Source organism: Pelagibaculum spongiae (genome assembly GCF_003097315.1).
Lineage (GTDB): Bacteria > Pseudomonadota > Gammaproteobacteria > Enterobacterales > Pelagibaculaceae > Pelagibaculum > Pelagibaculum spongiae.
Genome location: NZ_QDDL01000015.1, coordinates 37,090 through 49,465, shown reverse-complemented (window position 1 = coordinate 49,465; position 12,376 = coordinate 37,090). Strand labels below are relative to the sequence as shown.

The 12,376-nt window shown below is 42.6% G+C and carries 12 protein-coding genes; 5 read left to right on the top strand and 7 right to left on the bottom strand.

What is annotated here, in order from left to right:
• The first annotated feature begins 430 nt into the window (after positions 1-430).
• On the top strand, positions 431-805 hold the full coding sequence (locus DC094_RS20910) for a VanZ family protein (protein ID WP_116689069.1): 375 nt from the start codon (positions 431-433) through the stop codon (positions 803-805).
• Positions 806-812: 7 nt separating this feature from the next.
• Here DC094_RS20910 and DC094_RS20905 read toward each other — a convergent pair whose 3' ends face one another.
• The 4 genes from DC094_RS20905 to DC094_RS20890 form a co-directional block, all read right to left on the bottom strand.
• Positions 813-1,448, bottom strand: a complete 636-nt coding sequence (locus DC094_RS20905) for a chloramphenicol acetyltransferase (RefSeq protein WP_116689068.1) — start codon at positions 1,446-1,448, stop codon at positions 813-815.
• A 51-nt stretch (positions 1,449-1,499) separates the two neighbouring features.
• Positions 1,500-2,117, bottom strand: coding sequence for a rhombosortase (gene rrtA / locus DC094_RS20900; protein ID WP_116689067.1), 618 nt, complete (start codon positions 2,115-2,117; stop codon positions 1,500-1,502).
• Between the two features lie 14 nt (positions 2,118-2,131).
• Entirely contained in the window at positions 2,132-2,929 is a 798-nt protein-coding gene (locus tag DC094_RS20895; protein ID WP_116689066.1) for a hypothetical protein, read from the bottom strand.
• Between the two features lie 74 nt (positions 2,930-3,003).
• Positions 3,004-3,708 (bottom strand): sulfite exporter TauE/SafE family protein, encoded by a 705-nt coding sequence (locus DC094_RS20890; RefSeq protein WP_116689065.1) that lies wholly within the window; start codon positions 3,706-3,708, stop codon positions 3,004-3,006.
• 255 nt (positions 3,709-3,963) lie between these two features.
• On the opposite strand from DC094_RS20890, the gene rdgB reads away from it, so the two are divergent.
• From rdgB to DC094_RS20875, 3 genes are all read left to right on the top strand, one after another.
• Positions 3,964-4,554: an RdgB/HAM1 family non-canonical purine NTP pyrophosphatase gene (rdgB, locus tag DC094_RS20885; RefSeq protein WP_116689098.1), complete on the top strand. Its 591-nt coding sequence runs from the start codon at positions 3,964-3,966 to the stop codon at positions 4,552-4,554.
• Positions 4,555-4,820: 266 nt separating this feature from the next.
• Positions 4,821-5,378 (top strand): DNA-3-methyladenine glycosylase I, encoded by a 558-nt coding sequence (locus DC094_RS20880; RefSeq protein ID WP_241504101.1) that lies wholly within the window; start codon positions 4,821-4,823, stop codon positions 5,376-5,378.
• A 137-nt stretch (positions 5,379-5,515) separates the two neighbouring features.
• Complete coding sequence (locus tag DC094_RS20875; protein ID WP_116689063.1) at positions 5,516-6,220, top strand: phosphatase domain-containing putative toxin; 705 nt, start codon at positions 5,516-5,518, stop codon at positions 6,218-6,220.
• Here the strand turns inward: DC094_RS20875 and DC094_RS20870 are convergent, their stop codons facing one another.
• Both DC094_RS20870 and DC094_RS20865 read right to left on the bottom strand, forming a co-directional pair.
• Positions 6,221-7,558 (bottom strand): HlyD family type I secretion periplasmic adaptor subunit, encoded by a 1,338-nt coding sequence (locus tag DC094_RS20870; protein ID WP_116689062.1) that lies wholly within the window; start codon positions 7,556-7,558, stop codon positions 6,221-6,223.
• 1 nt (position 7,559) lies between these two features.
• Positions 7,560-9,443, bottom strand: a complete 1,884-nt coding sequence (locus DC094_RS20865) for a type I secretion system permease/ATPase (protein WP_116689061.1) — start codon at positions 9,441-9,443, stop codon at positions 7,560-7,562.
• A 285-nt stretch (positions 9,444-9,728) separates the two neighbouring features.
• Here DC094_RS20865 and DC094_RS20860 point away from each other — a divergent pair, with 285 nt between their 5' ends.
• Positions 9,729-10,508, top strand: coding sequence for a siderophore-interacting protein (locus DC094_RS20860; RefSeq protein ID WP_116689060.1), 780 nt, complete (start codon positions 9,729-9,731; stop codon positions 10,506-10,508).
• 29 nt (positions 10,509-10,537) lie between these two features.
• Here the strand turns inward: DC094_RS20860 and DC094_RS20855 are convergent, their stop codons facing one another.
• Positions 10,538-12,250: a GMC family oxidoreductase gene (locus tag DC094_RS20855; protein ID WP_116689059.1), complete on the bottom strand. Its 1,713-nt coding sequence runs from the start codon at positions 12,248-12,250 to the stop codon at positions 10,538-10,540.
• Positions 12,251-12,376: the final 126 nt, after the last annotated feature.

Below are 12,376 nucleotides of genomic sequence, written 5' to 3'. Positions count from 1 at the left end.
GTAGGTCGTTCTGAGCGAAGCGAATAGCTATTTTATAACAAAATGTCACGCTTAGCCGAGGCTCAGGGATGATCTAAGAGAAGACACAGGAAGGTTATTTATTTCCATTGCTCTTACTTAAGCAAGGCACTTTACTAACTAAAACTGTTAGTAAATGCTTAATTTTTCTATATTCAATATATATTGCACTTTGAGAGAAAAAACTCACTCGCAGCCTGATTCTTTTATTGAGTATAATTTGTGACTAACATCTCTCATTTTGTTATGAATACTTAATCATAACCTGCTGAGATAGGTTTTTATCCAGAATCAATGTGAATTGAAAGTTTTTCTTTAGCCTGCTTTCAATATCACTAATCATCGTGAAATTTCTGGAAAAGCAGTTTTTTTATCGTTAGGCTTCAGCAATCGTAAAAATTTTGGCCGGAATATGGATAGAAAACGCCTTCCAACCCTGTGGGTAGCCAGCTTGCTGGCCAGTTTAGCTATAGTGCTATGGCTAGCTTTAAGGCAAGGATCTGTGCCATTAATTGGTCATTATAATGACAAGCTACTCCACATAATCGCCTTCACGTTTTTAGCAGCGCATTGTCGAATCGCTTTACCCAAAATACCTGCAACCATTCAAGTTGTCGGCCTGATTAGCTTTGCCTTACTAATTGAATTACTACAGTTATTACTGCCATGGCGTTATTTTTCATGGATGGATATTGCCGCAGATGCAGTGGGTATGATGATTTTTTGGGGCATATTTGCTGGAGTGATGTCATTCAGCTGGCTGAAAAAGCATTTCAGCCAGCACTAACTAAGATTTATTGCTGTAGATATTCTTCTAGTCGCTCAAAGAACAAGCCAACATGGTAGCCATCCATAAAAGCGTGGTGTGCATGCATCGACACCGGAATCATCAACTTGCCGTCTTGTTCAAATGTTTTACCAAACGCCAGCTTAGGCACCACATCCTCTTCATCACCAAAACGTACATGATCAATCGAGCTAAAACTCTGCCAAGGGATGACAGTTGCATGCAAGGTATTCGGCGGCTGCTCACCTAAACATAAGCCCGTCGATGCTTTCACTCGAGCAGTTTCAATTTGAGCGTTTTTGCTAAATATTGAAAAATCCGGGTGATAATCGATATAACTAAACCCCATGGTTTTATCATCACGCAGCACCGTAGGTGAAATGTTTACCTGCTCATAACACACCACCTGACCAGCTACATATCGAGTGCGAAACTCTTCAATGCTATTGGCCGCCTTGGTAGCAGCATGCAAATAGGTGAGATAAAAGGACTGCTGCTTTTGCCTAGCGGTTTGGCGCGCTTGGCTGCAATCAATATTGACGCAATAGCCAAAATAAGGATCGGCAAAATTACGGAAGAACTCGAAATGCTCTTTTCGATTCCAAGTGTCGATGTCGATAATTTTTTTCGTATCTTGATTCATTAATAGCAGCTTCGATACCTGACTGTTTTTCGCAGTTTGTCTCAAACTCGATCAGTCGACAATCGCTGGTTTAGGCGTCTGCTCTGGTGTCAGACGTATGGCGTAAAATAAAGCCCCCAAAAGCAAGCCAGCAACGCCACCATAAAAGTGTGCGTCAACTACCACATTACCGCCGATGGTTTCAGCCAAGCCAATATCGGCCCCTGAGTATTGTTCCCAAACTAATTTACCTATCAGCACTAATAGCAAAGCAAAACCGCTGTTAATACCTTGGCGAATATCCAACCAAGCACCAACACCCCAAATGCCGTGTAATACACCGCTTAAACCGACATACCAAATTAGCTCTGGGTTAAAAATCAGCAAACCACCGCCGACCGCTGTACCGCAAATCAGGAAAGTTAAAAACCAGCTCATGAAGGTAAAGTGATTGCGAAATAGCACCGCCATCAGAATGAGGCCCGAAGCATTTAACATTAAATGCTCCCAACCCAAGTGAGCAAAATTACCACTCAGTAACCGCCACCATTGATCCAGTTCTGCCATATTATTTTGATAGCGCAATAACAAGTTAGAGTCTGGCTGCATGACTTGGATAAGTGTTGAACACAACACCACCAGAGCAATAAAGCCATAATCTCGCCAGTACTGAATCGTTTTTGCCAACATAGTTACTTCCTTTGCTAGTACTGCTGATGTGAACCTGGCTGTTTCGGCATACTTTCTTTTATTAAACAAAAATAACGATAAAAGAACACGGTGTTGAAACTCATCGCCAACAACATCAAGGTGGTTGCAACCATCAGCCTAGCGGGGAAGGCAATAAAACCCAGCAGACCTGCAGTAAATGTGAAAACTAACAAACCAATAATGCCAGTGAGTACCATTCCAAGGAACATTTGTGACGCAATTCCCCGGGTCATTATCAGGCTTTGGCGAAATGCTTTAAGTGGAGACAACCGATCTTCAACAATCAAAAACGGTACAAAAGTCGTTTTCATCATCAGCCAAACTCCGGGTAAAATGAAAAGTTGCAGCCCCATTACCACCAGCATATTAATCAGTAAAGTTGCGACACCCACCATACCCAACAGTTTTAAACCTTGGCGAAATAATGCGCTTTCATTGACTGGCTGACCGGCAATCCTTTGCTGCATGAATAGCGTTAGCACTGCTAATGAGAGTGCCCAACAAATTGTCTGTAAAACCCCTAAACCCGGCGTAAACAACGGCTCAGAATTTTGATATTGAGATAACAATTTATCTGTGGATTGCTGTTCAATCGCCGACTGTTGTGAATCTTGTTGCACCGAAACTGCAACCTGATTGAGCATTGTAAAACGATCAATCACCTGCTGTTCAGTCGGTGCAAACCATCCCACTGCTAAAATGAGGGGAAAATTGATCAACAAAACTAAGCGAACCATCGACTGCCAATGGCCACGGTAAAAAAACCAGCTTTCTTTATATCTTTGAAACATTTTGATCCAGATAAATTAGGTTATGAATTGAAAACATCACTCATGAATGAACAATCAATCACTAGAAACGATTATTAGAACGACCAACCAAGGCCGAGCATCAAACTATAAATACCAAATCCTAAAACCGTCAGTCCGGCTACCTGTCTGACCCAAGGCTTTTTCACCAACCTAGCAGTGAATGCAGCAAACCCTCCTGCCGTTAATAAGGTTGGCAAGGTGCCCACGCCAAAACAGAACATCAGAAAGGCGCCCTTAACGGGTGAACCGGTGGCCAGCGCAGAAAACAACACACTATATACCAATCCGCAAGGCAGCCATCCCCAAACCAGCCCGACGACCAATGCACCGCGAACATTTTTCACTGGCAACAAGCTTGCTGCAAATGGCTGAATTTTCTTCCAAATACCGCCGCCAAGTTTTTCGATCTTAACTAAAAACTGCCACCACCCAGCTAAATAAGCAGCCAAAAGCATCATAAAGATGCCAGCAAAAATCTGTAACCCTTGTTGAAAAACTTCAATACTGCCCAGTTGCTGGAAGGCTAAGTTACCCAGTAGCCAGCTCAAACCACCAAAAATGGCACCGGCAATGCTATAGCTGATGATCCGGCCAAAGTTATAAGCCAGTAAGAACGGCAGCTGCTGAGAAAATTTTTGACGCAACGCCGGATCGATCCCCAAGGTCATACTGGCAACTAGTCCGCCGCACATTCCTATGCAATGAACACCACCCAGCAACCCAACCATCATGGCTGAAATGTAGCCAAACTCTTGCATCTTATTCACCTGGCAAGTTTTGAGACATCATCGATCTATCTTAAACACCATCATCATGTCGATAGCTTTGCGATGTCTGCAGCTTCAATCGGGCCATTATATGTCGTCTCTGGTTCAATTGATTGCACCAATAATGAAAAAACTGACCGCTTATTCAATGTGCTTTTCCAGATAGCGATGCTCACTGATAGAATGCCGGAAATTTCTCAATCATCGCCGCAACCTTCATCTATTTGCAGCATTCAGAGGCCAAACATGCAGAAAATCGTTCTTGCCAGTGGTAACCAAGGCAAACTCAAGGAAATGAATCAATTATTGGCCGAGCTGAACGTGGAAATCGTTCCGCAATCTGATTTCGATATTCCAGAAGCGATTGAAGATGGATTGAGCTTTGTTGAGAACTCGATTATCAAGGCGCGTCATGCCGCAAAATTGACTGGTTTGCCGGCAATTGCTGACGACTCAGGTTTGGCGGTCGACTTTCTGAAAGGCCAACCAGGAATCTATTCATCTCGCTTTGCTGGAGAAGCTGGTAACGATGCAGCCAATAACGCCAAGCTGCTTGAACTAATGGAAAATGTACCTGCAGCAGAGCGCACTGCACGTTTTCATTGCTGTGTGGTGTTTATGCGCCATGAAAATGACCCGATGCCATTGGTATGCCAAGCCGCCTGGGAAGGTAAAATTTTACCGGAAGCATGTGGTGAAAATGGCTTCGGTTATGACCCATTGTTTTTTGTCGCTAGTGAAAACTGCGCCAGCGCTCAACTATCAAAAGAACGCAAAAACCAGCTGAGTCACCGAGGCCTGGCTCTAAAAGAGCTGGTATCCAGAATCAAGTTGTAAACTCCACGAACACATCAACAGACACCGTCATAGTATGTGACGGTGCTGTCTATCGCTCAGATTTTCTCTGCTTTCAGTAATGCGCAAAAACTGCATTTGCGTAAGGAACACAAAATTCGATGACCACTTCTCAAGAAAAACATCCATCCTTTGCAAACATTTATCAATTAGCATCCACTCGTAAAGGAGGTGATGCCATTCTTGAAAGTTTGCTAGGTCATCCCGCATCAAACCAGGATCTGGCAAAACTGTCCGATGACCGATACTTGGCAGAATTTACTCGAAAAGTTTTTCAAAGTGGGTTTGTCTGGAGAGTTGTTGATAATAAATGGCATAACTTTGAAACGGCATTCTTTGGTTTTGATATAGAAAAAATTCTATTAATGCCTGATGAAATGCTAGAAAAAAAAGCGACAGATCCTTCGATTATTCGTCATCTTAAAAAAGTTTTTTCAATTCGTGACAATGCATCAATGATTGAAAAGGCACAAGAAAAAAGCAGTAGTTTTGGAGAGTTTGTGGCGAATTGGCCTGAATCTGATATTACAGGTCTTTGGTTATACCTGAAAAAGCACGGTGCTCGCCTTGGTGGCAACACTGGTCCCTACGCTCTTCGAGCGCTAGGTAAAGACACCTTCTTGTTAACCCGCGATGTAGAAGCCTTTCTAAGAGATAGAGATATTATTCAAGGAAGTGCCACCAGCCAAAAAAGCTTAAAATCAACCCAGTTATTTTTTAATAACTTAGCCAGAGAAAGTAGTCGTTCGCTTACTGAATTAAGTCAGATTGTCGCGTTTTCTTATGGGGAAAATAAACTCACTTAATAAAAGACAGTATATCACAAACAACCGGCCAACATTAATATTCACCCAATCAGCCTACAAAATAAAACTTTAGCCGCCTAAAACGGTATAAATATCAATCAATCATTGGATTGAAAATATATTGTTTGGAGGCCTACATGCACAGACCATTAACAGCTTTAATAGACTATACCCCTATCGTATATTTTCATCTCACTAAAAGAGCCATCTTTAAAAACTGGGCTTGGACAGAACGAGGGACAGTTGCCCGAAGTTCGGCTCCAAATTACCGTCTGGCTTCTGAAATGGGGTTTAATTCTTCTAGTAGCGGGTTACCTAAGTCAATCTATGATGGCTATGACGCTGTTGAGGCAGATTCTGACGGTTATCTTGATATGCATTCTGCTCCAGATGCTGACGGTTATCTTGATATGCTTCCTGCTACAAAGAAAAGTTCAATTAATGGTTCAACATTTGATTCTGATGCAACACAAAAAATGGATATGGATGCAATTCAAGTTCTTAGACTTAAAAAAATAAAAAACATTATTAGTCTAAATCACCATGAACTATCAAAACATGAACAATGGTTATTAAAATTCCATGGAATTGAATATACACATCTAAAAGTTGAAGACTTCACTGCACCCTCCATTCAACAACTCACAGAGGGTGTTGAAAGTATGGTTAAAAACCCCAGCTTAGTTTATTGCGGCTATGGTCAAGGAAGAACAGGAACACAAATTACAGCCTGGGAAATTCTGCATAAAGGCGTTGATCCTGACACTGCAATTGCCATGTCGACTGCCGAAACTTCAGATCAAGAAGCAGTGCTTCGGCAACTGAAATACTCAGTTCGCTAATTACTGCTCTCGCATTGCACGATAAGCAGATACTCTCAAGGGATCCAGTAGAAAATCTATCGGTCTTCTTTGCTCAAGAAGAATCATCGTTTCTGCTGGCATCCCCGGGTATAGGTGAACATCTTTCATTTGTTCTAATTGAGTTTTATCTAATTCAATTCTTGCAAGATATGCTGATACACCGCTAGTTTCATCATCAACCCGATCTGCCGATAAATGAACTAATGTTCCATTTAAAGGCGGAGTTCGGCGAAAACTATAAGCGGTTAATCGCACTAACGCTTTCTGGCCTATCGAGACAATATCGATATCTTCCAAGCGAATTAAAGCTTCAACCACTAGCTGATCTTGCTCGGGCACAATTTCCATCAAGGTTTCACCCGCGGCAACGACCCCGCCGACTGTATGCACATTCAAACCGACTACCTTGCCACTTTGAGGACTGCGCACATAAATGCGGCTTAATACATCATCTGCAGCAAGAATGGCTTCTTTGGCTTCTTGTAATGTTTGCTGCACACGCTGTAATTCATCTCCAGCTTGCTGCATAAATCGTCGATCTAAATTTTCTGACTGCTGTGCTAATTCAGTAATTCTTTGTTGTACTGTTTCAGCGTTGGCTAACAACTCTGCCATAGTCCCTTGCATTACTGACTGCTCTTGTTGCAATTCAAGTACTCTGGCCCGTGCCGCATGACCTTTTTTTAACAATGATTGCTGCATGGTTAGCTGTTCTTGTAATAAAGCATCAGTGTTTTTTCCAGATTTAATTCTTTGTTGAATACCAAACCATTCACTTTTATTTTGTTGCAACTGACTTTTTATTACTCGTTTTTCACCTAGCAATAATGCTCGCCGTTCAATAAAAAATCGATTTTGGTTTTTAATAATAGTGCTAACCTCAGCAGAAGTTTGGCTAAGCAACTCAGCATCAAAATTAATAACTTTCTCACCTGAAAGCTCAGCTTGTAAGCGATTGACTCGCGCCAGCTCGCTAAAATACTGAACTTTCAATTGTGCCAGATTAGTTTTGGCGCGCATGCCGGATAACTCTACTAACAACTGATTTTTTTCTACTCTGTCGCCATCCTGAACATAAAGTGCTCGAACAATTCCGCCTTCTAAATGCTGTATTGTTTTGCGTCGTGTTTCGACTACTACCACACCGGTAGCAATTGCCGCAGAACTTAGTGGTGTTAACCAAACCCAACTAGCAATACCTAGCGCTGCAATTAAAAGAATCATCACGCCAACAAGCAGATTTTTTGAAGATGATAAAACCAGCTTTCGCCCGTCATTTAGTTGCATCGTTTGCTGGGAAAACTGTTGGTTTGGCATGTTATAAACCCTTGCTTGCGGTTACTTTAACCTTTGGCTGATCTGTTTTATTTTTTATTGCTTGTGCATCGGGGGCTAATTGATTGGAATGAGTTGGATCATTACTCTTGGTCGAATAATTATTAGCTGTTTTATTTTTAGCTGAGGTTTTGTTTTCTGATCTACTGACACCATTGTCTGATTTTTTAATAAATACTTCTTCGGCAGTTCCTGCCTGGCGGATTTTCCCTTGATCTAAAATAATCACCCATTGTGCTAAAGCTAAGGTCGATGCACGGTAACTAATCAGTACAATAGTGCAGCCATCTTTATTGCATTGTCGTAAGGTTTTTTCTAATTGAGAAACTGACGCTGGATCTAGGCTGGCATCGGGTTCATCAAGAATTAATAGTTTTGGATTTTTATATAATGCTCTGGCTAAACCAATTCGCTGCTTTTGCCCACCCGATAATGCAATTGATCCACTCGAAGGCATTTGGCTAATCGGCGTATCGTAACCAGCTGGCATTTGTAGAATCAACTGGTGAACTCCTGCTTTTTGAGCCGCCTCAATCACTGCTTGATCATCAGCATCGCCAAACCGTGAAATGTTATCTTTTATACTGCCACTGAGTAGTTGAACATCTTGTGGGAGCCAACCTAAATGTTCGCCAAGATAATCTTTATCCCATTGCTTTAACTCTGCGCCGTCAAGCCGAATCTCTCCAGAATCTGGTTGAGTAACACCGGCAATAATTCGCGCTAATGATGATTTGCCTGAACCACTGGCACCGGTAATCGCTAGAGTTTTTCCTGCGCCGAGCCGAAAACTAATTTGGCTTAGAATGGGCAACGCAGATTGCGTGCTAGCATCAAATGAGCCAGATGAAAAATGCTGCGCATGCAAATAAATATTATCTAATTGCAATGCGCCGGCAGGCTTGGGTAATTGCAGATTTTTTGGATGATTTTTTTGCGGTAATTGCTCAGATAATCTTTTCCATGCCAACCAGGCCGACCGCCAGTTTTTATAGCCACCGGCAGCCTGCTCTAATGGTGCCAATGCTCGGCCCATAATAATCGAACCCGCAATCATGCCTCCAGCGCCCATTAAATTTTCCAATACCAGCCAGGCACCGGCGCCCATAATTGCGATTTGTAGCATTTGTCTAATGGTTCGGGTCATTGCATTTAAAACAGCTAACCTCGCAGCTATCTTTTCCTGCAACCAGAGGATTTCTGCATTCTCGCCCTGCCAGCGTTTAGCTAAATTTCCAGCAATACCTAAGGCAGTTACTGCTTGTGCATTTAACAGTGCATCATTCACTTTTTGGCTGGCGGCCAATCGCTGAACACTGTCTCTATCTTGTGGCTGTCGCGCTGCCAAAGCAGTTAGCCCAGCCAACACGGTTAGTAACAAAGCTGCGGTAAGGCCGATCCAACCAAGCACTGGATGTAACAGAAACATAAAAATTAAAAATAGCGGGGTAAAAGGCAAGTCAAATAATCCAGATAAACCGGGTGATAAAAATATCCCACGAATTTCTGCTAAATCATTAATTGGTTGCCCGGCAGTTTGCTGATTCTGTTTTCCTTGTGCCTGCTGAAATAGTGTTTGTTGTAATAATCCTGGCGATACCCGAGCATCCAATGCAATGGCTTGCTTGTGCATCAACCGGCTGCGCACCCATTCTAACGCGCCCTGAATGAGTAAAAGAAACAGGGTGATCAACGATAAAAAAAGTAAGGTATCAAGACTACGACTGCTTAGTACCCGATCAAAAACTTGCAAGCTATATAACGGAGCTGCCAGCATCAGGATATTAATCACTGCACTAAATAAGGCAATTTTAATCAATCCAGAGATTAAAGTACGTCGAATAAAATGGTATTCCGGCATATCCATTTGCCAGCGCCTCAAGCAGAAGTATCAAGCAGAAATTGCCGAAAATATCACTCGGCTATTATGAGTCCAACTCAGCAACCTGTTGGCTGCTAATCAAAAGTTAGTTGACCATTCGACATACTGCCGTGGCAAAGTGAAATCTCTCTGTAAATGTCACACTTGAATTTGCGGCAAATAGCCATATGATAATCGTTCTCAACTATCTTCACTCAGCATTCATTCAGCAACTCACTAATATCTTGAGCGTGTTGAGACCATTCCACAGCAGTATTTAACGGTGAATCCATGGCCAAACCCGCACCTCGAGAACTAACCGTTCTATCTATCCAGCCTCTTAGCCCGAATATGCACCGATTTATTCTTGAGGGTGGATCTCTGGCTGATTTTCCGGCTAACCAAGCTTCAGCCTACGTAAAGCTAGTTTTTGAAAACCCAGATCCAGATAGTGATCGTCCGCTAATGCGCAGCATTACTGTGGTTACATCTGACCCTGAGCAAAAAACGCTTACAGTAGATATTGCATTGCACAATAGAGACAACCCTGAAAAGCAAGGGCCTGCTGGGCTTTGGGCTGCTTCAGCCAAGCCAGGTTCGCACGTGCTGCTATCTGGCCCAGGTGATTGCAAGCTGGTCGATTTGACTGCTGATTGGTTTTTATTAGCAGGCGATTTAACCGCGCTACCGGCAATTCGAGCCAACCTGCAGCAAATGCCAAAAACTGCCAAAGGCCATGTGGTGTTGGAAGTGCCGACCATTGCCGATAGCGATGCTTTGCTAATTGAAAAACAAGATTTCCCCGAAGGTATAGAACTGCATTGGATTATTAATCCAAATCCCGGTCAGCAAAGTGATTTATTACAGCGTACCGTAGCCAGTTTAAATTGGTTGCCTGGCCGCCCTTACATTTGGGCCGCAGGAGAACTCAAGTCGGTGTTGCAACTGAGAAATCATTTAAACCAGCAAATGTCTGCACCGAGGCCGGTTCGTTATATCAGTAGTTACTGGCAACTGGGGCTGGATGATGAACAACACAAGCTAGAGAAAAAACGCCAGCTTGCTGAATAGTATTCCCTAAAGCATTAGCCGCCAGCGCATTAAACTTCGGCACTAAATGCTATTTCCAGCTGCGCTTGCCGTGCAGCTGATTGCTGGTAATCTGCATGAGATTGTTGCGTCGGATGAAGTTGGCGCAACGGTTTTTGCTGGATTAAATCAGCCGCTCTTTCTGCCATTGCAATCACCGGCGCGTTGGTATTGCCGCTAATCAAGCAAGGCATTACTGATGCATCAACTACCCGCAACTTTTGAATACCTCGCACTCTTAATTGAGTATCTACCACCGAATCGGCATCAGAACCCATGCGACAAGTGCCTACAGGGTGATAAGTATGATTGGATTTACTGCGAATAAATGCTTCAATTTGCTGATCGGTTTGGCACCTAGCGCCCGGAAATACTTCTTCACCCCGATACTTCTTTAATGCCGGTGCTGAAAATATCTCACGAATTTTTTTAACACCGATTACCAGCTTTTTAATATCTTCATCGGCACTCAGCATATTCAAATCAATCAACGGTGCTGATTGTGGATTATTATTTTTTAATCGGACACTACCACGGCTTTTCGGTTGCAATAAAGTACAGTGCGCCGAATAACCCCAACCGGCCATCAGTTTCCAGTTGCGCCCATGGTCATCAAACAATGATGGTGTGCATAATAATTGTAAATCTGGCTGATTAAACTCTGGGGCAGATTTAATAAAACCACCTGCTTCAGTCACTGGGCTACTTAATATTCCACGCTGCCGAAACAGGTAATTAAATAGTTGGTGCGCTTGTTTGAACAATACTAGGGGCGAATAGGAAAGTGTATCAGTCTTCTGGCGGCGCTGCGCCAATACAATATCGACATGCTCTTGAAGGTTTTGTCCTACTGCAGGTAAGTGCTGAATTGTATCAATTTTCTGTTCAGCTAAATGCTGTTTATCGCCAATACCAGAAAGCATCAATAACTGTGGCGATTGAAAGCTACCAGCAGAAAGAATAATTTCCTTAGCGGCTTTAATAGTTTGTTTGCTATGTTGGTAATTGACTAAAACTGACTCTGCTGATGTTTCATCACCATTATTTTTAGAAAAATTAATTTTCTCAACTTGGCAGTCAGTCAAAATCGTTAAATTATCTCGATCTTTGATCGAATCTAAATAAGCTCTAGCGGCGCTATGCCTACGACCTTTTTTTATCGTAGTTTGAAAATACCCCACACCTTCCTGAATTCCATCATTAAAATCATTATTCCACTTGTGGCCTACCTGAAGCGCTGCAGTTAATAATCGTTCGCTGACTGGATGTAAGTCTTGAATATCTGAAACATTGAGTGGGCCATTAACACCATGGTATTGATTGGCACCTCTTTCTTGGTGCTGGCTTTTTATAAAATAAGGTAATAAGTCATTCCACCCCCAGCCATCACACCCCATATTCTGCCAGCGCAGATAATCATTAGGCTGGCCTCGTACATAAAGCATCGCATTAATACTACTACCGCCGCCTAATCCTTTACCTCGAGGGCAGTAGATTTTCCTTCCTTGTTGCGCTGGCTGTTCGGTTGTATCAAACATCCAGTTAAACTTTGACCATTGAATAAGTGCTGCAATGCCCATCGGCGTATCAACTACCTGAGAGCTGTCGACCGAGCCAGCTTCTAACAAGCAAACCTTGTTTTCCGGATTTTCTGAAAGTCGGTTGGCTAAAACACAACCGGCCGATCCACCACCAATAATCAAATAGTCAAACGTTTGCATCATCAATTAAACCCGTATCAGTGAAAGGAAATCAACGATTAATCTTTAGTCTCCATCGCTATTGGAACAAGGTCGATCAGCGCAATATTCAAACTGTATTTCAACCGCCGCTTAATTTATGCACAAATG

What these genes read in the sequence shown, in the direction of transcription:
- DC094_RS20910 (WP_116689069.1), top strand. Translation starts at nt 431, where the DNA reads ATGGATAGAAAACGCCTTCCAACCCTGTGGGTAGCCAGCTTGCTGGCC.
- DC094_RS20905 (WP_116689068.1), bottom strand. Translation starts at nt 1,448, where the DNA reads ATGAATCAAGATACGAAAAAAATTATCGACATCGACACTTGGAATCGA.
- rrtA (WP_116689067.1), bottom strand. Translation starts at nt 2,117, where the DNA reads ATGTTGGCAAAAACGATTCAGTACTGGCGAGATTATGGCTTTATTGCT.
- DC094_RS20895 (WP_116689066.1), bottom strand. Translation starts at nt 2,929, where the DNA reads ATGTTTCAAAGATATAAAGAAAGCTGGTTTTTTTACCGTGGCCATTGG.
- DC094_RS20890 (WP_116689065.1), bottom strand. Translation starts at nt 3,708, where the DNA reads ATGCAAGAGTTTGGCTACATTTCAGCCATGATGGTTGGGTTGCTGGGT.
- rdgB (WP_116689098.1), top strand. Translation starts at nt 3,964, where the DNA reads ATGCAGAAAATCGTTCTTGCCAGTGGTAACCAAGGCAAACTCAAGGAA.
- DC094_RS20875 (WP_116689063.1), top strand. Translation starts at nt 5,516, where the DNA reads ATGCACAGACCATTAACAGCTTTAATAGACTATACCCCTATCGTATAT.
- DC094_RS20870 (WP_116689062.1), bottom strand. Translation starts at nt 7,558, where the DNA reads ATGCCAAACCAACAGTTTTCCCAGCAAACGATGCAACTAAATGACGGG.
- DC094_RS20865 (WP_116689061.1), bottom strand. Translation starts at nt 9,443, where the DNA reads ATGGATATGCCGGAATACCATTTTATTCGACGTACTTTAATCTCTGGA.
- DC094_RS20860 (WP_116689060.1), top strand. Translation starts at nt 9,729, where the DNA reads ATGGCCAAACCCGCACCTCGAGAACTAACCGTTCTATCTATCCAGCCT.
- DC094_RS20855 (WP_116689059.1), bottom strand. Translation starts at nt 12,250, where the DNA reads ATGATGCAAACGTTTGACTATTTGATTATTGGTGGTGGATCGGCCGGT.